Raw genomic sequence first — 19,538 nt, 5'->3', positions numbered from 1 at the left:
GGAACTCATGGCTTTGCTCGACACCGTCCTGCGCGACGTCGGACGGACGCCCGGCGTCACCGCGGCCGCCCTCCTGGACGGCGTGACCGGCCTCTCCTATGCCGAGTACGGCACCCCGGAACCGGCCCAGGACGCCCAGGAGACCGCCCACTCGGCGACCATGCACCTCAACAGGGCTGGTTTCACGGGCGAGTTGGAGAGCATCGTCGTCACCACCGCCGCCCACCACCATGTGACGACCCGCGTCGACCGGCAGGGCGACCCGCTCCTGCTGTTCGCCCTGGTGGACCGGGACCGTACGAACATCACGTGGGCGCTGCGGGACCTGGCCGAGCACACGGACCGACTGCTCGCATGACGCGGGAGACACCGGCCGCCGCCCGCAACGTCCCCGCCCTGCTGGCCGGCCTGCACGCCGAGCGGCGCTCCTGTGCGGTGCTGGTCTCCGGCGCCCCGGGCGGTGTCATCCACGTCCGCGACGGCATGGTCGTCGGCATGGAGACCCCCGGCGCCCCCGGCGTCGAGGTACTCCTCCTCAAGTCGCACCGGATCACCGAGGACGACTGGACGGCCGCCCGCGCCACCGGCGCCGACCCCGCACGCCTGGCCCTGGAACTGGTCGCCGAGGGCCTGCTGGGCGCCGCCGAACTGGAGATCACCGGCCAGGCGGCCCTGTTCGACGCGGCCTTCGCCCTCGCCCTGACCACCCCGGACGGCTGGGAGGTGACCTATCCCCGCCCCCTGCTCGACACGGGCGTCGCGGTACCGCCCGACCGCCTGGTCACCGAGAACACCCGCCGCATCCGCCTGCTGGCGAACGAGCGCGGTGCCACCGCCCGCTTCGCCCGCGACCGCCTGGAACCGGCCCCGGCCGCCCGCGACCCGCGTCAGACCGCCCGTCTCTCGCCCCGCCACCGGAACCTCATGGCGGTGGCCGACGGCCGCAGGACCCCCCGGGACATCGCCTTCACCCTCGGCCGCGGCCTGTTCGCCGTCATGCTGGACCTCCGCGACCTCCTGGCCCTGGGCCTCCTCCAGCCCCCGTCCGCGACCCCCGCCGGCCGCCCGAGCACGGCCCCGCGCACCCCACCCGCTCCCCCCACGGCAGCACCGCGCCCGTCGTCGACCCCCCTCCCCCGCCGCAAGCGCTAGTCCCGGGCAGCGGTGGCCCACGCACCGCCGAGCACGACAGCACAGGAAGAAGCCACCATGAACGATCCCGTGCAGGACATCCTCGTCTCCTTGCGCGACCGGGTGATGGGCGTCCGTGAGACCACCCTGGCCACCGTGGACGGACTGGTGGTGGCCAGCGACACCGACAAGACCCAACCCGAGTCCATGGCCGCCGTGGCCTCCGCCGCCCTCTCCCTCGGCCACCGCCTCGCCGACCAGGGCGACACCGGCACCCTCCGCCAGCTCACGGCCCAGTGCAGCGCGGGCCACGTCATCGTCACGGCGGTGGGCACCCGAGCCCTCCTGGCCGTCGTCACCGACGAGGGCGTGGACGGCCTGGCCTTCGACCGCGAGATCCCAACGGTGGTCGAAAACCTGAAGAAGATCCTCGCCAACGACGCGCCCCGATAGGGGCGCTGGGGGAGGAACTGCGCGACCAGCCCTCACCGGCCCGCAGCCGACCGACGACAGGGGAAAGGGGGGCCTGGGGCGCAGCCCCGGACCCCCTCTCTCACCGCACGAGGCTCACGTAGTGGTACGCCTCCGCCGCGCCCCCGGCCGCCGCTCACTCGGCCGAGTCACCGGATCCCCGGCCTCCAGCGCGCTCGCGCGCCTCCGCAGACCGAACTCCGCCAGCGCCTCCGCCAGCTTCGCGGCCGACGGCTCCGGAGCCATCACGTCCACCCGCAGCCCGTGCTCCTCGGCCGTCTTGGCCGTGGCCGGCCCGATACAGGCGATCACCGTCACGTTGTGCGGCTTCCCGGCGATACCCACCAGGTTCCGCACGGTGGACGACGACGTGAAGAGCACCGCGTCGAAGCCGCCGCCCTTGATCGCCTCCCGGGTGTCGGCCGGCGGCGGCGACGCCCGCACCGTCCGGTAGGCGGTCACGTCGTCCACCTCCCAGCCCAGCTCGATGAGCCCGGCGACCAGCGTCTCGGTGGCGATGTCGGCCCGCGGCAGGAAGACGCGGTCGATCGGGTCGAAGACCGGGTCGTAGGGCGGCCAGTCCTCCAGGAGCCCGGCGGCCGACTGCTCACCGCTCGGCACCAGGTCCGGCTTCACGCCGAAGGCGACCAGCGCCTTCGCGGTCTGCTCCCCGACCGCCGCGACCTTGATGCCCGCGAAGGCCCGGGCGTCGAGCCCGTACTCCTCGAACTTCTCCCGGACCGCCTTCACCGCGTTGACCGAGGTGAACGCGATCCACTCGTAGCGCCCGGTGACGAGCCCCTTCACGGCCCGCTCCATCTGCTGGGGCGTGCGCGGCGGCTCGACGGCGATCGTCGGCACCTCGTGCGGCACGGCGCCGTACGACCGCAGCTGGTCGGAGAGGGACGCCGCCTGCTCCTTCGTGCGCGGCACGAGCACCTTCCAGCCGAACAGCGGCTTGGACTCGAACCACGACAACTGGTCGCGCTGGGCGGCGGCGGACCGCTCACCGACCACGGCTATCACCGGCCGGCCGCCGTCCGGCGAGGGCAGCACCTTCGCCTGCTTCAGGGTCTGCGCGATGGTGCCGAGGGTGGCGGTCCAGGTGCGCTGCCGGGTCGTCGTACCGGCGACGGTGACCGTCAGCGGGGTGTCCGGCTTACGGCCGGCGGCGACCAGTTCCCCGGCGGCCGCGGCCACCGAGTCGAGGGTCGTCGACACGACCACGGTGCCGTCCGAGGCGCCGACCTCGGTCCAGCACCGGTCCGAGGCGGTACGGGCGTCCACGAAGCGGACGTCCGCGCCCTGCGCGTCCCGCAGCGGCACACCGGCGTACGCCGGCACACCCACCGCGGCCGCGACACCCGGCACGACCTCGAACGGCACACCCGCGGCCACGCAGGCGAGCATTTCCTCGGTCGCGTACGTATCAAGTCCCGGGTCCCCGGACACCGCACGGACGACCCGCCTGCCACCCCGTGCGGCCTCCATGACAAGATGAGCCGCATCCCGCACGGGCGGGAGGGAAGCGGTTGTTGACGCGCCGTCAACAACCGTGAGTTGAGGCGTGCCCGTGCCCGGATACGGGTCCGACGACGGATCCGGATTCGTGGCCACGACGGAGACGCCCTGCCTGGCGTGGCTTCTGATCACGTCGAGCACGTCGTGCTCGGCGACCAGGACGTCCGCGCTGGACAGTGCCTCCACGGCACGCAAGGTCAGCAGTCCCGGATCCCCGGGTCCGGCACCCAGGAAGGTGACGTGCCCGTGTTCCAGGCCGGCGGGAAGGTTGGTGGGGCTCAATGTGCTCGCTCCCCCATCAGACCGGCCGCGCCCTGGGCAAGCATCTCGGTGGCGAGTTCGCGACCGAGCGCCGTCGCCTGGTCGTATGTCTCGGGCACGGGACCGGTGGTGGACATCTGCACCGTCCGGGTGCCGTCGGTCGTGCCGACGACTGCCCGCAGGCGCATTTCCTTGACAATCTGCCCGTCGGCCAGCAGGTCGGCAAGCGCGCCCACAGGGGCGGAGCAGCCGGCCTCCAGGGCGGCGAGCAGTGATCGCTCGGCGGTCACGGCGGCCCGCGTGAGCGGGTCGTCGAGTTCCCCGAGCGCGGCGATCAGCGACGCGTTGTCCGCGGCGCACTCGATCGCCAGTGCCCCCTGGCCGGGGGCGGGCAGAACCGTGTCGACCGACAGGAAGTCGGTCACCTCGTCGATGCGGCCGATACGGCTCAGGCCGGCCGCCGCCAGCACCACGGCATCGAGCTCGCCGTCGTGTATGTATCCGATCCGGGTGTCGACGTTCCCCCGGATCGGCACGGTCTCGATGTCCAGCCCGTGCGAGCGCGCGTACGCGTTCAGCTGCGCCGCCCGGCGCGGCGCACCGGTGCCGATGCGGGCCCCGCGCGGCAGGTCGGTGAACTTCAGCGCGTCCCGGGCGACGATCACGTCCCGCGGGTCCTCGCGCACCGGTACGGCGGCCAGGACCAGGTCGGCGGGCTGGGTGGTCGGGAGGTCCTTCAGCGAGTGAACCGCGAAGTCGACCTCGCCGCGCAGCAGCGCGTCCCGCAGGGCGGTCACGAAGACGCCCGTGCCGCCGATCTGTGCGAGGTGCTCGCGGGAGGTGTCGCCGTAGGTGGTGATCTCGACCAGCTCGACGGGCCGCCCGGTCACCCGGCTCACGGCTTCCGCCACCTGTCCGGACTGGGCCATGGCGAGTCTGGATCGCCTGGTCCCCAGTCGCAGTGGAATGTCACTCATGCCGGTCGGTCCTTCTTGTCTGTGCTGTCCACGGCCCGGGAGACGGCGGCCACCGTCTCGGGGTCGAGGTCGAACAGGGTCCGCAGCGCGTCCGCGTACCCGGCGCCGCCGGGCTCGGCCGCGAGCTGCTTGACCCGTACGGTCGGCGCGTGCAGCAGCTTGTCGACGACCCGGTGCACGGCCTGCCGGATCTCCCCGCGCTGCCGTTCGTCCAGGTCGGGCAGGCGCCCGTCGAGCCGCGCGATCTCGCTCGCGACGACGTCGGCGGCCATCGTCCGCAGGGCTACCACGGTAGGCGTGATGTGCGCCGCCCGCTGGGCCGCGCCGAAGGCGGCGACCTCGTCCGAAACGATCCGCCGCACCTGGTCGACGTCGGCCGCCATCGGCGCGTCCGCGGACGCCTCCGCCAGCGACTCGATGTCCACCAGCCGCACCCCGGCCAGCCGGTGCACGGCCGCGTCGATGTCGCGGGGCATGGCGAGGTCGAGGAGGAAGAGCGCGGGGGCGGGCCGGACGAACCCGGCGACCGGCTCCGGCCTGCGCCGCTCCGGGATCCGGCCGACCCGGGCGGCGGCCTCGGCCAGCGCCCCGATCAGCTCGGCCTCGGCCTCCGGCGTACGGCGGGCCGCGTCCCGTCGGTCGACGGTCCCGTTGTCCACCCAGGCCGCGTGCTGCTCCAGCTCGGCCGCGGCCATCCCGGCGACGGCGGCCTCCCCCATGACGGAGAAGCCGCTCTGCTCGGCGGTGCGGTCGAGCGGGCAGTTGTCGTCGGCGCCGAGTCCGCCACCGGGGCCGGTGACGGCCGGCGGCTGCTTCGGCGCCGTCGGTGCGTCGATCTCGGCGACCGGCTCACCCGTACGGCCCTCGACCGCCGCCGCAACCGCCTCCGCGCCCAGCACCAGTCCGGTCGCGCCCGTGCAGGAGACGGCGACGTCGGCACGTGTCAGCTCGCCCGGCACCGCATCCATCGGTACCGCGCGGGCCGTCACGTCCGTGTCGTCGGCGTCGTTCAGGATCTGCGCGAGCCGCTCCGCACGGTCGTACGTGCGGTTCGCGACGACGATCTCCGAGACCCCCGCCCGCGCCAGCGTGGCAGCGGCCAGCGAGGACATCGATCCGGCGCCGATGACCAGCGCCTTCTTGCCCTTGGCCCAGGCCTCGACGTCGGTGCCGGCGGCCAGCTGCTCCAGGCCGAAGGTGACCAGGGACTGTCCGGCCCGGTCGATCCCGGTCTCGGAGTGGGCGCGCTTGCCGACCCGGAGCCCCTGCTGGAACAGGTCGTTCATCAGCCGACCGGCACTGTGCAGCTCCTGCGCGCGGGCCAGCGAGTCCTTGATCTGCCCGAGGATCTGCCCCTCGCCGACCACCATCGAGTCGAGCCCGCAGGCCACCGAGAACAGGTGGTGGACGGCGCGGTCCTCGTAGTGCACGTAGAGATAGGGGGTGAGCTCGTCCAGCCCGACCCCGCTGTGCTGGGCGAGCAGCGTGGACAGCTCGGCGACCCCGGCGTGGAACTTGTCCACGTCGGCGTAGAGCTCGATGCGGTTGCAGGTGGCGAGGACCGCTGCCTCGGTGGCCGGTTCGGCGGCGACCGTGTCCTGGACCAGCTTGACCTGGGCGTCCGCGCCGAGCGCGGCCCGCTCCAGGACGCTGACCGGTGCGCTGCGGTGGCTCAGTCCGACGACGAGGAGACTCATGCCGGCATCACGGCGGGTACGTCCCCGTCGGGCCCCTGCTCGCCGGCCTCCTGGTGCGCGGTGACGGGCGCGGCCACGCCCTCGTGCTCCTCGCCCGCCTTGCGCTGCTCGTGGAAGGCGAGGATCTGCAGCTCGATGGAGAGGTCGACCTTGCGTACGTCGACGCCGTCCGGGACGGACAGCACGGTCGGCGCGAAGTTCAGGATGGAGGTGACCCCGGCGGCCACCAGGCGGTCGCAGACCTGCTGGGCGACGCCCGGCGGGGTGGTGATCACGCCGATCGAGACGCCGTTGTCGGAGATGATCTTCTCCAGGTCGTCGCTGTGCTGCACGGCGATCCCGGCGACCTGCCGTCCGGTCATCGCCGGGTCGGCGTCGATGAGGGCGGCGACCCGGAAACCCCTGGAGGCGAACCCGCCGTAGTTGGCGAGCGCGGCGCCCAGATTTCCGATACCGACGATCACAACCGGCCAGTCCTGGGTCAGGCCCAGCTCGCGGGAGATCTGGTAGACGAGATACTCGACGTCGTAGCCGACACCGCGCGTTCCGTACGAACCCAGGTAGGAGAAGTCCTTGCGCAGCTTCGCGGAGTTGACCCCCGCGGCCGCGGCCAGCTCCTCCGAGGAGACCGTGGGGACCGAGCGCTCCGACAGTGCGGTCAGAGCGCGGAGGTACAGCGGAAGCCGGGCGACGGTGGCCTCGGGGATCCCTCGGCTGCGGGTCGCCGGTCGGTGAGTTCGGCCAGTTGCCACGGTGCTCCAACGGGTTGAGCGGGGCTGCGGACGGTCACACGTACCCAGACCGCCCCGTCGACAGCAGGCTATGTCTTTGTGAACGCGTGCACAAAGATGGTGTCCAATTTGCCCGGCCAACGTGACCGGGGTCACGCGCCCCCGGCGCAGCCGTGCGGAACCGGCGCACAAGCGCCCGCGCTCCCTCTCCGATGGGGGCAAAACCGTACACACTCCTCACGAATCCCGCCCCCGAGACCAAGCCGGCTCGATCCTAAGCGACTTTTCCAGCCGGTTTGGACTAGTCGGTCAGTGCCTTGCGGAGCCGTTCCTCGTTCACGCGCCAGAAGGTGTGCTGTTCGCCGTCGACGAGTACCACCGGGATCTGTTCCCAGTAGAGATCGTGAAGCCGGGCATCCTGGGTGATGTCCTTCTGCTCCCAGGGCACTCCGAGATCGCCGCACACCTTCTCGACCACGACCTGTGCGTCATCACACAGATGGCAGCCGGGTTTACGGATGAGGGTGACCGATCGCGCACTCGGCGCGGGCGCCTTCCGGCCAAAGAGGGGACTCATGACGTCCATTGTCCCGCCCCTGGGAGGGCATGTCCGCCGTCTTCTGCACGGGTTCTTCGCCTTGTTTAACGACCCGGTCGCGGAGAGTTCACACCGAGCCAACTCCCGTGACTCCGGAACTCCCGAACAAACTGGCTATGCTCACGACATGGCCGCTCTCGGATGGCTCACTCCCCGTAGGCGCTCCGCCACGGCGCGGAGCGTGTTGGCAGGCGAGGCCTCGGCGGAGGCCGCGCGCAAGAACCAGGAAGCGACGGCGCCGCTCGACGAGGCAGCGGAGCCGGACTTCCCGGTGCTCGGCGACGACAAGGCCGCCGCGTTCTTCGACCTGGACAACACCGTCATGCAGGGCGCCGCCATCTTCCACTTCGGCCGTGGCCTGTACAAACGGAAGTTCTTCGAGACCCGCGACCTGGCCCGGTTCGCCTGGCAGCAGGCGTGGTTCCGGCTGGCCGGCGTCGAGGACCCCGAGCACATGCAGGACGCCCGCGACTCGGCCCTCTCCATCGTCAAGGGCCACCGCGTCGCCGAGCTCCAGACCATCGGCGAGGAGATCTACGACGAGTACATGGCCGAGCGCATCTGGCCCGGCACCCGCGCCCTCGCCCAGGCCCACCTGGACGCGGGCCAGAAGGTGTGGCTCGTCACAGCGGCCCCGGTGGAGATCGCCGGCGTGATCGCCCGCCGACTGGGCCTGACGGGCGCGCTGGGCACGGTCGCCGAGTCGGTGGACGGCGTCTACACGGGCAAACTGGTCGGCGAGCCCCTGCACGGCCCCGCCAAGGCGGAGGCGGTACGCGCCCTGGCCGCCGCCGAGGGCCTCGACCTCTCCCGCTGCGCGGCCTACAGCGACTCCCACAACGACATCCCGATGCTCTCCCTGGTCGGCCACCCCTACGCCATCAACCCGGACACGAAGCTGCGCAAACACGCCCGCGAGCTGGACTGGCGCCTGCGCGACTACCGGACGGGGCGCAAGGCGGCGAAGGTGGGCATCCCGGCGGCGGCCGGCGTCGGCGCGGTGGCCGGTGGCACCGCGGCCGCGATCGCGTTGAGCCGACGGCGTCGATAGTCCGGCTTCGGCCGGGCAGGACATCGCCGCAGCACCGCGGGCCGGTTCTCAGCCGCCGCCACGTCGTGGCTGGTCGCGCAGTCCCTCCCCCGGCCTTCGGCTGGGGGTACCCCCAGCGCCCCTGAAGGGGCGCTGCTCAACCGTGCCCTGCACAGCTGCGGGCAGTCGTGCCGCAGGGCGGCACGGGTGGGCGCTGGGGGTCCCCCCGGCCGAAGGCCGGGGGAGGCACCCTGCAGGCGCCGGTGAGCGTCCCCACCCCGGTCCCCACCCGCCGCGCGCCCCGAATTATCGCTCGGTCACCCCAACACGCCCCGCACATCGCCGAAACCCGCACCTTTTCGTTCAACAACCGGTCAGCCTAAGGCTCTTGAGCGACCGCCAAACGGTTACAGAAGCGACGCAATCGATGATTTGAGCAACTCGGTGTAGCAGTGCCTGCACGAAGCGTTATTCTCCTCAGACGCAAACCGGTACCCCTCCGTCGCTACGACGGGTGAAAGGTTCCGTACTGCACGTGATGGAAGCTCTGCCTCTGGGAGTCCCGTGTACCCACACGTCGGGGTTGACGCCTCGGGCCTGGCTACGCTGCGCGCAACAGTCGCGACGGTCAAAGAGACGCTGCGCGGCCTTGTCCCGACCGCGTACGCCGTCCCCGCCTTCGCCACCGCCGCCCCCGTCGGCCCGTGCTACGCACTGGCCGACGGCATGGAACAGGCGCCGGCGCGCAGCGCCGTCGTCGAGGGCCGCCGCTCCGGCGACGGACGCGGCGTGGGCAGACGCGGCCGCACCACCGGCACCGGCACCGGTGCCACCACCGCCCGCCGCCCGGCCGCAGACAGCGACAGCGCCCGGATGATGGACCTCGTGGAGCGCGCCCAGGCCGGCGAGGCCGACGCCTTCGGCCGCCTCTACGACCAGTACAGCGACACCGTGTACCGCTACATCTACTACCGCGTCGGCGGCAAGGCGACCGCCGAGGACCTGACCAGCGAGACGTTCCTGCGGGCGCTGCGAAGGATCGGCACCTTCACCTGGCAGGGCCGCGACTTCGGCGCCTGGCTGGTCACGATCGCCCGCAACCTGGTCGCCGACCACTTCAAGTCGAGCCGCTTCCGCCTGGAGGTCACCACCGGCGAGATGCTCGACGCCAACGAGGTCGAGCGCTCCCCCGAGGACTCCGTCCTGGAGTCGCTCTCCAACGCGGCCCTGCTCGACGCCGTACGACGCCTCAACCCCCAGCAGCAGGAGTGCGTGACGCTCCGCTTCCTCCAGGGCCTCTCGGTCGCCGAGACGGCCCGCGTGATGGGCAAGAACGAGGGCGCCATCAAAACCCTCCAGTACCGGGCCGTGCGCACTCTCGCCCGGCTCCTCCCCGACGACGCCCGCTGAACCGGCCACCCTGGGCGACGCTCAACTCACGCTCCGTCAAAGCACGTTGCCTTTCTCAGCCGATCCCCGGCCGTCCGTAACCCAAGTGCCGAGCCGCTCGTTGTGCGGGATACAGGCTCCCTGTGGTCACGTCCGACCAGACCCCGGTCACCCGATCGTGTGGACTGGTCGGGGGCGTGCAACCCTCAGGACCCCCTGGGGAGTCGACCGTCATGACGAGAGGAGGTGCCGCCAGTGATCGCGAACGTATCGGCCCACCGGCGGGCGAACGCCTTCGCCCAGGCTCTGGAGGAGCAGCCCGACCGGGACCCGGCGGCCGAGCCGTCCGGAGGACCCACGGGCGATCCACCGGCCGCCCCTGACCGGGCCGAACGGACCGAGCAGGGCGAGCTGTTGGCCCTGGCGACAGGGCTCGCCGCGCTGCCCAAACCGGAGCTCGACCCGGAGGTCAAGGTCGTCCAGCGGGCCCAGCTGGTGGCCGCGATGGAGGCCATGCTGGCGGAGGGCACCCTGGGCGGGGCGGCGGACGCTTCGGTACCCGAGCAGCGTGCGTCCCGTGCCAAGGGCGCGCACCGGGCCGGCCCGCTGGGCAAGTTGCGTCCGCGTTCCCGGCTCACCAAGGGGCTCGCCGCGGGCGGCCTGAGCGTCGGCGTGGCCGCCGGAGCCTTCGGCGGGGTAGCCGCCGCCAGCTCCGACGCCCTGCCCGGCGACTCCCTGTACGGCCTCAAACGCGGCATCGAGGACTTCAAGCTCAACTATCTGTCCGACGGTGACGACCAGCGCGGCCAGACCTACCTCGACCAGGCCTCGACCAGGCTGATGGAGGCCCGCCGGCTCATGGAGCGGGACCGCGGCGGCCACCTCGACCACGAGTCGATCGGCGAGATCCGCCGCACCCTGTCCGGGATGCAGCACGACGTCACCGAGGGCCACCGCCTGCTCCACGAGGCGTATGAGCGCGACCCGAACTCCCTGGGCCCCATCCAGGCCCTGTCCGCCTTCGCCCAGTCCCACCGCGAGGCCTGGGGCGCCCTGCGCAGCAGGCTCCCGGTCCAGCTCGGGGACGTCAGTCAGCAGGTGTCGTCGGTCTTCGACGCCATAGACCAAGAGGTCGCCCCGCTGCAGTCCCTGCTCCCCCAGCCGTCCCAGAACACCGGCGGCGGCACCGGCAGCAAGGACTCCGGCACGGCGTCCACCGGCTCCTCCGGCAGGCACCGGTCGACGGCCCCGTCCTCCTCCGGAAGCTCCTCCTCGGGCCACGACACCGGCACCGGCAGCCCCAGCGGCTCCGCCTCCGGCAGCACCGACAACGGCCTGCTCGGCGGCACCACGGGCGGCCTCCTGGACCCGCCGAAGACCGGTTCGACCAGCCCCTCTCCGTCCAAGAGCGCATCCAGCGCCCCGGACGTGACTCTGCCCCCGCTCCTGCCGGGCCTGCTCCCGGGCCTGGGCATCGACAGCGAGGACACGAGCAACTAAAGACCCCGCGCCCCCAGACGGCGGCTTCGCCGCCGTCTGGGGGCGCGGGGCTGTATTTGATGTGCGGCTGCCGCCGCGTGGGCGCGACCAGCCCCCACGCACCCGCACGCACCACTCAACGCATCGCGACTCAGAAAAAGACCGACCGCCGCTGCACAAGCAACTTGTACAGCGTGTGCTGAATCTGCTCCCGCACCTGATCCGTCAGGTTGAACATCAGCATCGGATCCTCGGCCGCCTCCGGCGGATACCCGTCCGTATGGATCGGCTCCCCGAACTGGATCGTCCACTTCGTCGGCAACGGCACCGCCCCCAGCGGCCCCAGCCACGGAAACGTCGGCGTCAGCGGAAAATACGGAATCCCCAGCACCCGCGCCAGCGTCTTCGCGTTGCCGATCATCGGGTAGATCTCCTCGGCCCCCACGATCGAGCAGGGAATGATCGGCACCCCCTGCCGCAGCGCCGTGGACACGAACCCACCCCGCCCGAACCGCTGGAGCTTGTACCGCTCGCCGAACGGCTTCCCGATGCCCTTGAACCCTTCCGGCATCACCCCGACCAGCTCACCCTGGGCCAGCAGCCGTTCGGCGTCCTCCGCGCACGCGAGCGTGTGCCCCAGCTTCCGCGCCAGCTCGTTCACCACCGGCAGCACGAAGACCAGATCCGCCGCCAGCAGCCTGAGGTGACGATTCGCCGGATGCCGGTCGTGCACGGCGACCTGCATCATCAGCCCGTCCAGCGGCAGCGTCCCGGAGTGGTTGGCGACGATCAGCGCACCACCGTGGGCCGGGATGTTCTCGATGCCCTTCACGTCGACGCGGAAGTACTTCTCGTACACCGGCCGCAGCAGGGACATCAGGACCTGGTCGGTCAGCTCCTCGTCGTACCCGAAGTCGTCGACCTCGTACTCCCCGGTCAGCCGCCGCCGCAGAAACGCGAGTCCGCGTGCGACACGCTGCTCCAGGCCGGCCTCGTCGTGCGGCGGCTGCTTCACGCCCGTCTCAGGGTTCTCCCGGGTCACATGCACATCCTCCTGCGCGGGGATCCGCCCGGCGAGAGGCTGGACCTCACGCACCACCGCGGACTCGCGCCCCGCCGCAGGCTCACGCACCGCGGCCTGCTCGCCACCGCCCTTGCGCCGGATTCCCGCACCCCGGCGCCGGGCGGCCGGCCGCTGCACGGCAGCCCCGCGGGACCGGTCGTCGTCGAACGGAATGACCTTGGCGTCCGCCATCGTTGCTGCGCTCCTCAGTTGGCGCTCTGGGTCGGGTTCTGCGTCGGGGTCCCCGCCGGCGTCCGCCCGCCGCGCAGGGCGGGCAGCGCGGCGATCCGGTCGACGGCCGCGGCCACGGCCTGGGGCGGCAGCAGCCCCGGGACCTGGGCGCGCACGAAGTCCGCGAAGGTCTCCGCCGTCGTGTACTTCGGCCGGAATCCCAGCGTCTCGCGCATCTGGACCGTGTCCACCACCCGGCCGTGCGTCAGCAGCCGGATCTGCTCGGGCGAGAAGTCGCTCATGCCGAGCGTCCGCACCAGGGACCCGGCCCAGGTGACCGCGGGCAGCAGCAGCGGCACGGTGGGCCGTCCCAGCCGCCGCGAGCACTGCGAGAGCAACAGCACCCCGTCACCCGCGATGTTGAACGTGCCGCTGTTCAGCGTGCCACGCTCCGGCTCGTGCGAGGCGATCCGCAGCACGTCGATCACGTCGTCCTCGTGCACGAACTGCAGCCGCGGGTCGTACCCGAGGACGGTGGGCAGCACCGGCAACGAGAAATAGGAGGCGAGTGGGGTGTCCGCGGTCGGCCCGAGGATGTTGGCGAACCGCAGCACGCACACCGCGACGTCGGGCCGCCTCCTGGCGAACCCCCGCACATACCCCTCCACCTCCACCGTGTCCTTCGCGAACCCCCCGCTGGGCAGGGATTTCGGCGGGGTGGTCTCGGTGAAGACGGCCGGATCCTTCGGCGCGGAGCCGTACACGTTCGTACTGGACTTGATCACCAGCCGCTTGACGTTCGGCGACTTCTGGCAGGCGCCGAGCAGCTGCATGGTCCCGATGACGTTGGTCTCTTTGACGGTGGCCCGGCTCCCGCTGCCGAGCGGTGTCCCGGTCACGTCCATGTGGACGACCGTGTCGGCGCCGCTCTCGGCCAGCACCCGGGCGATGGTGGGCTGCCGGATGTCGGTCTGGATGAAGTCCGCCCCGCCCAGATGATGCTCCGGCGGCACCGCGTCCACGGCGACCACTCGGTCCACGTCGGGGTCACGCTGAACACGCCGTACGAACCGGCCCCCGAGTTGACGGGCCACTCCGGTCACGAGCACGACCTTCCCCAAGATCAGCGCCTTTCTTCCGTGTTCCCGTATGCGGGCCAACTTAGCGGGTCGATGTTGCGCCGGCATGACCCCCAGCAGGCCACGACAAGCCGCAACGGCCGGAAAATGCAGTGACCCCCCACCGTACTGGTGGGGGGCCACACACAAGCTCTCGCGGCTCGGCGCCGTAATTACTTCTTGTTACGACGCTGAACACGCGTGCGCTTGAGCAGCTTGCGGTGCTTCTTCTTGGCCATCCGCTTGCGCCGCTTCTTGATAACAGAGCCCACGACTACCCTCGCTCACTTCTCATCACTCGGTGCTGGGCATCATGGGCCCATACGACCTACGAGGGGTTATCCTACCCGCCCGAGCGCTGAGCTCGTAATCGAGGTGCTCCGGGTTATCCCGAAACCGTCGTCAGGCGGTCTCCACCCCCACATAGCTCTCGCGAAGGTACTCGTGTACCGCTTGCTCGGGGACGCGGAAGGACCGCCCCACCCGGATCGCGGGCAGATGACCGCTGTGCACCAGCCGGTACACGGTCATCTTCGACACTCGCATCACCGCGGCGACCTCCGCCACGGTCAGGAACACAACCTCGTTCAGAGGCCTCTCGCCAGCTGCCATGACACACCTGAACCTTCCGCACTCGACGGGCCACCGGCTTCCCCTTCCGGTGACTCTTCGTCGTTGCGTGCTCACTCCCCAATGTAGGGGCGGGTGATGCGAGTGGGGAAGAGGTGCACCCATCGGCGGCCTACTGTGACAGACACGCTCGATTGAGTACGTAGCGGGTGAGCGGCGTGTAGCAATCAGACCGCACGCCGTCATCAACCGGAACGGCCACGGACACCGCCCCCTCGGCCTCCCCCACGAAGAGCGCAGGGTCATCCGTATCCGCGAGCCCAATGGCCTCAAACCCGAGCTGACCTGCACCGCAGACCCACCCATGGTCCCCGACCACCAGCTCCGGCAGGGGCCCGCCGCCCTCCGCCGCCGCATCCAGCGCCACCCGAACCGGCAGCGGCGAATGCGTGTGCGCACCCGGCGCACAACCGGGGCGTTCACGGCCCACTTCTCTCACGAACCCGACACCTCGTACGTAATCGAGGTTGCACGTACGTAGACCGAACCGGGTCGTTATGTCGACACAGTGACCCTGCGCGGGGGTGAGGACCTCACACCCCGCCGCCGACAGTGCGTCCGCGAGACCGGCGTAGAACCCGATCAGCCGGTGCGGATGCCCGGTCCCGAACAACACGGCAGCCCGCCGCCGGGCCGCCGCCCCCACCCGCTCGGCGAACGCGTCCAGCCCCGCGACCGTCAAGTCGGGATCGATCACATCATGCCCTGAAACACGCCGAGGATCGTCCGAAACCCCACACTTGGCGGCCATCAACCGAATCAACTCCGCCTCTCCCCACCCCCCTTGCGGATCAATCCCGATCAACACCCGAGGATCCCGAGCCGCGAACAACCGATAACTCCGAAGACTCCGCTCCCGCGAGGTCCCCACCACCCCCGCCAGCCCGGCAGCCACCAAATAGTCCCGAAGCCCACCACTACTCACCACACCAGAGATCCTGACGCCCCAACCCCCACCAGACCCCCAGAACAGACGAAAACCGCACAGTCGGCGTAATCCACCCGATGACGAAGGCCGACCGATACCACCTCTCATCGCCCGGCGTTCGAGGACGAGAGCCGGTCCGCACCCCCACCAGCCCGTCCGGCGTTTGAGGACGAGGCCGTTCAGACCGAAGCGGGGGTCCGGGGGCGGCAGCCCCCGAAACGGGCGGTCGAACGGGGCCCACCCCCTGGAAGGACGGGACGGGACGGGTAGGGGCGGCGGGGGCGAGAAAACCCTTACGCCAGCAACCCCCGCAGCGGAAACACAGCGCGCCGAGTCGCCAGCACCGCCTGATCCAAGCGATCAGCGGGGTCGTACCCCGCGTCCCACCGCGCCCACCCCACCGGCCACCGCCCGTCCGTCATCCGCCCAGGCCCCAACTGCCGAGTCCGAGCAAACACTTCCTGCCGCCACCCCTCAGGCACCAGCGCCTCAGGCGCGACCTCCCGCCCCGCCGCAACCCCCACCAGATGCGTCCACGACCGAGGCACGACATCCACCACCTCGTACCCGCCCCCACCCAACGCGACCCACTTCCCCCCGGCGTACTCGTGCGCCAGCTCATGACACGCCACCTGCACCGCCCGCTGCGCATCCAGCGAAACCGCCAGATGAGCCAGCGGATCCTCGAAGTGCGTATCGGCGCCGTGCTGCGTCACCAGCACCTGCGGCCGAAAGTCCGCGACCAGCTCCGGCACGACGGCGTGAAACGCCCGCAGCCACCCCGCGTCCCCGGTCCCCGCCGGCAGCGCCACATTCACCGCCGAACCCTCCCCCGCCCCGGCACCGACCTCCTCCGGCCACCCGGTCTGCGGGAACAACGTACGGGGATGCTCGTGCAGCGAGATCGTCAGAACCCGCGGGTCCTCCCAGAACGCGGCCTGCACCCCGTCCCCGTGATGCACGTCCACATCCACGTACGCGACCCGCTCGGCACCCAGCTCCAGCAACCGCGCGATGGCGAGCGAGGCGTCGTTGTAGATGCAGAACCCGGACGCGGCCCCCGGCATCGCATGGTGCAACCCGCCCGCGAAGTTCACGGCGTGATCGGCATCCCCCCGCCACACCGCCTCGGCGGCCCCCACCGACTGCCCGGCGATCAGCGCCGACGCCTCGTGCATCCCGGCGAAGGCGGGATCGTCCATCGTCCCCAGCCCGTACGACTGGTCGGCCGCCGACGGATCCGCCGAGGCCGCCTTCACGGCCTCGATGTAGTCCTCCCGGTGCACCAGCCGCAGCGTCGACTCCCCGGCCGGCTTCGCCGCCACGACGTCCACCGCCCGGTCGAGCCCGAAGGCACCGACCAGACTCCGGGTCAACGCCAGCCGGACCGGGTCCATCGGATGCCCCGGACCGAAGTCATAGCTCGTTACTGCCTCGTCCCACATCAGCTGTGCGCGGCCGCTCATGCCCGCCACCGTATCGGTCCGACCTGGTCGCGAACGAACGGGCATACACCAACGTCACCAGCACCAACACCATCGGCACCAGCATCGCCCCGCGATAGCTCCACGCATCGCCGAGCGCCCCCACCAACGGCGAACCGATCAAGAACCCGACGTAGTTGAAGACATTCAGCCGCGCGATGGCCGCATCCGAAGCCCCCGGAAACAGCCGCCCCGCCGCCGCGAAGGTCTGCGGCACCAGCACGCACAACCCCAGCCCCAGCAGAGTGAACCCGACCATGCCGACCCACGCCCCCGGCGCCCCCGCCACCACCGCGAACCCGGCGGCCGCCACCACCGCCCCCAGCCGTACGACGGGTACGGCACCGAACCGCCGTACCCCGAAGTCCCCGATGCCCCGCCCGACCAGCGTGGTCACCATGTACACGTTGTACGGCACGGTGGCGAGCTGCTCACTGCTGCCCAGCACGTCCTTCAGGTACTTCGCACTCCAGTTGGAGACGGTCGAGTCCCCGATGTAGGCGAAGGTCATCACCAGGCACAGCGGCAACAGCACCTTGAAGACGACACCACCGCCCGCGCCACCACCGGCCGCCTCTTCCTCCACGGGCGCGGAGTCACCGTCCACGTACCACCGGCTCCCCACCAGCGCGGCCGGCAGCAGCACCGCGACCACCGGCAGGTACGACACCCACAGCGCGAGATGCCAGTGCGCCCCCACCCAGGCCAGCGAGGCCCCGAGGATCCCGCCCAGGCTGTACGCCGCGTGGAAGCTGAGCATGATGCTGCGCCCGTACGTCCGCTGCAGGCTCACCCCGAGCATGTTCATCGAGGCGTCCAGCGCGCCGACGGCCAGGCCGAACGCGGCCAGCGCCACCGCCAGCTCGGCCATCGCCCCGCCGGACCCGACCCCGAGCAGCGCCAGCATCACCACGGGCTGGGACCAGCGCAGCAGCCGGCTGGGCCGTATTCGCTTCACCAGCTGCTCGGTGGTGACACTGCCGACACCGGCCAGGATAGGCACGGCAGCCAGAAAGACCGGCAGCAGCGCGTCGGAGACGCCGTACCGGTCCTGGATGGCGGGGATGCGCGTCACCAGCAGCGCGAAGGTGGCACCCTGAGTGAAGAAGCTGAACGCCAGTGAGGCCCTACCGCGCCGCAGCACATCTGTCATGGCGGCGAGCGTAGGGCCCCGGCGTACTCGTGGGTAGATCCAGCCAAAGATGAATTTCCTTCAGCTTTACCTTCCGCCCGCTCAGGCGGCGACCGCGAGCTCCTGTTCCTGCTTCTGCGCGGCCTCCTGGCGCTTCACCTCGTCGGTGATCAGGCACGCCATCGGCTCGGCGGCGGCACCTCCGCAGACCACCATCCCGAGGGTGATCGCGACGACCAGCAGCAGCGAGCTCAGCCAGACCATGGTGTCCACGGGGATCGTGTAGGCGCCGACGACCCGGACGACGCACTCCACCACCAGGACCAGCCCCCAGATCACGGAGAAGACCCGCTCCTTGTGCAGGAACTCCGCCGACCTGGCCGCGGTCCCGGACGCCAGCCGCTCCCAGGCGGCCTCCCGGGCCGCGTCCCCCTTGAGGAGGAACGGCCTCAGCCCCGCCGTCATCATCGGCCTGCCCAGCGCCACCGACACCAGGATCCCGATCCCGACGGTGCTGCTGACCGCACCGTCCTTGGCGAGCATGAGCCGCGGGTCACCGGAGACGAAGCTGAGCGCGAGCCCGACCACGTTCACGACCAGGATCAGCGTTGCCAGCCCGTTGACCTGGCGCTCCTTCACCACACTCCAGACCGTCCGCACGGCCGGCACCACGCTGCTCCAGGCGAGCGCGGCGAAGGTGCTCATCCCGAAGGCCCCCTTGAAGAAGTAGTACGACCCGAGGGGCACCGCCACGTCCACGATCAGCGGCCGGAGGTTCTCCAGCACGCTGGGCTGCTGCTTGCTCTGGGACCCGGTGTTCGTCGTCTTCGTCATGCCCCCAGCTTCGCGTCCGGCCGGGGTCCCCCAGTAGAAACGAACGTCCGGAGCTCGGCATGACAATTGTCAGCGCCGCCGTCATGCCCCCGGTCATTCCAGCAGGTCAGCCAACTGCCCCAGGTCCGAGAAGAGTTGGGTGGCACCCCGCAGCCGCTCGGCCGGCGTCATGGCGGTGAACCCGTACACGTCCATCCCGGCCGCCACAGCCGCCCGGACCCCCAGCGGACTGTCCTCCACCACGGCACACCGCCCCGGCGCGATCCCCATCCGCTCGGCCGCGTAGAGAAACAGATCCGGTGCCGGCTTGCCCCGCCCCACATCCTGCGAGCTGAAGATCCGCGACTCGTCGAACCACCGGTCGAGGCCGGTCGTCCGATGCCCCACCCGAATCCGCTCATGGCTGCCCGACGACGCCACGCAGTACGGCACCCCGTCCGCCGCCAGCTGTTCCAGCACCCCCGCGGCCCCCGCCACGGGCTTCAACTCCTCCTCGAAGGCGGCGAACACCCGCGCGTGGAAGACGTCGTCGAAGTCGTCCGGCAGCCGCTGCCCGGTACGCTCCAGGACCAGGTCGTGGACCCGGTGCATCGCGGACCCCATGTAGTCCCGTATGGAGTCCTCGTAGGAGGTCGGGTGCCCCAACTCGGTGAGATAGCCGGCCAGGAGCCGGTTGGAGATGGGCTCACTGTCGACAAGGACGCCGTCGTTGTCGAAGATAACCAGGTCGTAGCGCATGTCCTGAGCCTAAACGAACCCGTAAACGCAGAAAGGCCCACGCCGTGACGGCGTGGGCCTTTCCCAATATTTGTTCGGCGGTGTCCTACTCTCCCACAGGGTCCCCCCTGCAGTACCATCGGCGCTGTGAGGCTTAGCTTCCGGGTTCGGAATGT

20 protein-coding genes and 1 rRNA gene are annotated in these 19,538 nt (G+C 70.9%); 6 read left to right on the top strand and 15 right to left on the bottom strand.

Annotation, left to right across the window (positions count from 1 at the left end):
• Window positions 1–7 precede the first annotated feature (7 nt).
• From ACFY6U_RS29370 to ACFY6U_RS29360, 3 genes are read left to right on the top strand one after another with little or no spacing between them, the layout of a single operon-like run.
• Window positions 8–358: a hypothetical protein gene (locus tag ACFY6U_RS29370; RefSeq protein ID WP_390043013.1), complete on the top strand. Its 351-nt coding sequence runs from the start codon at window positions 8–10 to the stop codon at window positions 356–358.
• Entirely contained in the window at window positions 355–1,152 is a 798-nt protein-coding gene (locus ACFY6U_RS29365; RefSeq protein ID WP_390043011.1) for a hypothetical protein, read from the top strand. The genes ACFY6U_RS29370 and ACFY6U_RS29365 overlap by 4 nt, the downstream gene beginning before the upstream one ends.
• Window positions 1,153–1,209: 57 nt before the next feature.
• On the top strand, window positions 1,210–1,584 hold the full coding sequence (locus tag ACFY6U_RS29360) for a roadblock/LC7 domain-containing protein (protein ID WP_390043009.1): 375 nt from the start codon (window positions 1,210–1,212) through the stop codon (window positions 1,582–1,584).
• Between the two features lie 114 nt (window positions 1,585–1,698).
• Here ACFY6U_RS29360 and ACFY6U_RS29355 read toward each other — a convergent pair whose 3' ends face one another.
• From ACFY6U_RS29355 to ACFY6U_RS29335, 5 genes are all read right to left on the bottom strand, one after another.
• Window positions 1,699–3,405: a uroporphyrinogen-III synthase gene (locus ACFY6U_RS29355; protein WP_351486209.1), complete on the bottom strand. Its 1,707-nt coding sequence runs from the start codon at window positions 3,403–3,405 to the stop codon at window positions 1,699–1,701.
• Complete coding sequence (hemC, locus tag ACFY6U_RS29350) at window positions 3,402–4,361, bottom strand: hydroxymethylbilane synthase (RefSeq protein ID WP_390043007.1); 960 nt, start codon at window positions 4,359–4,361, stop codon at window positions 3,402–3,404. Before hemC ends, ACFY6U_RS29355 begins: the two co-directional genes overlap by 4 nt.
• Window positions 4,358–6,058, bottom strand: a complete 1,701-nt coding sequence (locus tag ACFY6U_RS29345) for a glutamyl-tRNA reductase (RefSeq protein ID WP_390043006.1) — start codon at window positions 6,056–6,058, stop codon at window positions 4,358–4,360. Before ACFY6U_RS29345 ends, hemC begins: the two co-directional genes overlap by 4 nt.
• Window positions 6,055–6,810 (bottom strand): redox-sensing transcriptional repressor Rex, encoded by a 756-nt coding sequence (locus ACFY6U_RS29340; protein ID WP_390043005.1) that lies wholly within the window; start codon window positions 6,808–6,810, stop codon window positions 6,055–6,057. The genes ACFY6U_RS29345 and ACFY6U_RS29340 overlap by 4 nt, the downstream gene beginning before the upstream one ends.
• A 280-nt stretch (window positions 6,811–7,090) precedes the next feature.
• Entirely contained in the window at window positions 7,091–7,366 is a 276-nt protein-coding gene (locus tag ACFY6U_RS29335; RefSeq protein WP_390043003.1) for a glutaredoxin family protein, read from the bottom strand.
• A gap of 148 nt (window positions 7,367–7,514) precedes the next feature.
• Between ACFY6U_RS29335 and ACFY6U_RS29330 the strand changes: the two genes are divergently transcribed.
• The 3 genes from ACFY6U_RS29330 to ACFY6U_RS29320 all read left to right on the top strand — a co-directional run bounded on the left by ACFY6U_RS29330 (window position 7,515) and on the right by ACFY6U_RS29320 (window position 11,306).
• A complete protein-coding gene (locus tag ACFY6U_RS29330; protein WP_351486201.1) occupies window positions 7,515–8,438 on the top strand; it encodes an HAD-IB family hydrolase in 924 nt (307 codons plus the stop codon).
• 543 nt (window positions 8,439–8,981) lie between these two features.
• Window positions 8,982–9,827 carry an ECF subfamily RNA polymerase sigma factor, BldN family gene (locus tag ACFY6U_RS29325; protein WP_390043002.1) on the top strand — a complete coding sequence of 282 codons (846 nt, stop codon included), beginning with the start codon at window positions 8,982–8,984 and terminating at the stop codon, window positions 9,825–9,827.
• 234 nt (window positions 9,828–10,061) lie between these two features.
• Complete coding sequence (locus ACFY6U_RS29320; RefSeq protein WP_390043000.1) at window positions 10,062–11,306, top strand: DUF5667 domain-containing protein; 1,245 nt, start codon at window positions 10,062–10,064, stop codon at window positions 11,304–11,306.
• A 130-nt stretch (window positions 11,307–11,436) separates the two neighbouring features.
• Here the strand turns inward: ACFY6U_RS29320 and ACFY6U_RS29315 are convergent, their stop codons facing one another.
• The 10 genes from ACFY6U_RS29315 to rrf form a co-directional block, all read right to left on the bottom strand.
• Entirely contained in the window at window positions 11,437–12,540 is a 1,104-nt protein-coding gene (locus ACFY6U_RS29315) for a lysophospholipid acyltransferase family protein (protein WP_390042998.1), read from the bottom strand.
• A gap of 14 nt (window positions 12,541–12,554) precedes the next feature.
• Complete coding sequence (locus tag ACFY6U_RS29310) at window positions 12,555–13,640, bottom strand: NAD-dependent epimerase/dehydratase family protein (protein WP_390042996.1); 1,086 nt, start codon at window positions 13,638–13,640, stop codon at window positions 12,555–12,557.
• Between the two features lie 170 nt (window positions 13,641–13,810).
• The gene (locus ACFY6U_RS29305; protein WP_003948845.1) at window positions 13,811–13,909 is read right to left on the bottom strand and encodes a 30S ribosomal protein bS22; all 99 of its coding nucleotides are present in this window, start codon (window positions 13,907–13,909) and stop codon (window positions 13,811–13,813) included.
• Window positions 13,910–14,039: 130 nt separating this feature from the next.
• Window positions 14,040–14,249 (bottom strand): helix-turn-helix domain-containing protein, encoded by a 210-nt coding sequence (locus ACFY6U_RS29300; protein WP_067299677.1) that lies wholly within the window; start codon window positions 14,247–14,249, stop codon window positions 14,040–14,042.
• Between the two features lie 130 nt (window positions 14,250–14,379).
• Window positions 14,380–15,195 carry a phosphatase gene (locus tag ACFY6U_RS29295; protein ID WP_390042994.1) on the bottom strand — a complete coding sequence of 272 codons (816 nt, stop codon included), beginning with the start codon at window positions 15,193–15,195 and terminating at the stop codon, window positions 14,380–14,382.
• Between the two features lie 293 nt (window positions 15,196–15,488).
• Window positions 15,489–16,661, bottom strand: coding sequence for an acetoin utilization protein AcuC (locus ACFY6U_RS29290; RefSeq protein WP_390042992.1), 1,173 nt, complete (start codon window positions 16,659–16,661; stop codon window positions 15,489–15,491).
• A complete protein-coding gene (locus ACFY6U_RS29285; RefSeq protein WP_390042990.1) occupies window positions 16,612–17,832 on the bottom strand; it encodes an MFS transporter in 1,221 nt (406 codons plus the stop codon). The genes ACFY6U_RS29290 and ACFY6U_RS29285 overlap by 50 nt, the downstream gene beginning before the upstream one ends.
• Before the next feature lie 81 nt (window positions 17,833–17,913).
• Entirely contained in the window at window positions 17,914–18,645 is a 732-nt protein-coding gene (locus ACFY6U_RS29280; RefSeq protein WP_390042988.1) for a VC0807 family protein, read from the bottom strand.
• Between the two features lie 93 nt (window positions 18,646–18,738).
• Entirely contained in the window at window positions 18,739–19,383 is a 645-nt protein-coding gene (locus tag ACFY6U_RS29275; protein ID WP_390042986.1) for an HAD family hydrolase, read from the bottom strand.
• A gap of 72 nt (window positions 19,384–19,455) precedes the next feature.
• Window positions 19,456–19,538, bottom strand: a 5S ribosomal RNA gene (rrf, locus tag ACFY6U_RS29270); the annotation flags it as partial.

The organism is Streptomyces sp. NPDC013157, assembly GCF_042899865.1.
In the GTDB taxonomy this organism is placed as follows: Bacteria; Actinomycetota; Actinomycetes; order Streptomycetales; family Streptomycetaceae; genus Streptomyces.
The sequence above is the reverse complement of the archived record's forward strand: the minus strand, read 5'-3'. Positions and strand labels throughout refer to the sequence as shown.

Coding starts and splice junctions, on each gene's coding strand:
- ACFY6U_RS29370 (WP_390043013.1), top strand. CDS start 8: ATGGCTTTGCTCGACACCGTCCTGCGCGACGTCGGACGGACGCCCGGC.
- ACFY6U_RS29290 (WP_390042992.1), bottom strand. CDS start 16,661: ATGAGCGGCCGCGCACAGCTGATGTGGGACGAGGCAGTAACGAGCTAT.
- ACFY6U_RS29275 (WP_390042986.1), bottom strand. CDS start 19,383: ATGCGCTACGACCTGGTTATCTTCGACAACGACGGCGTCCTTGTCGAC.
- hemC (WP_390043007.1), bottom strand. CDS start 4,361: ATGAGTGACATTCCACTGCGACTGGGGACCAGGCGATCCAGACTCGCC.
- ACFY6U_RS29285 (WP_390042990.1), bottom strand. CDS start 17,832: ATGACAGATGTGCTGCGGCGCGGTAGGGCCTCACTGGCGTTCAGCTTC.
- ACFY6U_RS29315 (WP_390042998.1), bottom strand. CDS start 12,540: ATGGCGGACGCCAAGGTCATTCCGTTCGACGACGACCGGTCCCGCGGG.
- ACFY6U_RS29365 (WP_390043011.1), top strand. CDS start 355: ATGACGCGGGAGACACCGGCCGCCGCCCGCAACGTCCCCGCCCTGCTG.
- ACFY6U_RS29300 (WP_067299677.1), bottom strand. CDS start 14,249: ATGGCAGCTGGCGAGAGGCCTCTGAACGAGGTTGTGTTCCTGACCGTG.
- ACFY6U_RS29330 (WP_351486201.1), top strand. CDS start 7,515: ATGGCCGCTCTCGGATGGCTCACTCCCCGTAGGCGCTCCGCCACGGCG.
- ACFY6U_RS29345 (WP_390043006.1), bottom strand. CDS start 6,058: ATGAGTCTCCTCGTCGTCGGACTGAGCCACCGCAGCGCACCGGTCAGC.
- ACFY6U_RS29360 (WP_390043009.1), top strand. CDS start 1,210: ATGAACGATCCCGTGCAGGACATCCTCGTCTCCTTGCGCGACCGGGTG.
- ACFY6U_RS29335 (WP_390043003.1), bottom strand. CDS start 7,366: ATGAGTCCCCTCTTTGGCCGGAAGGCGCCCGCGCCGAGTGCGCGATCG.
- ACFY6U_RS29280 (WP_390042988.1), bottom strand. CDS start 18,645: ATGACGAAGACGACGAACACCGGGTCCCAGAGCAAGCAGCAGCCCAGC.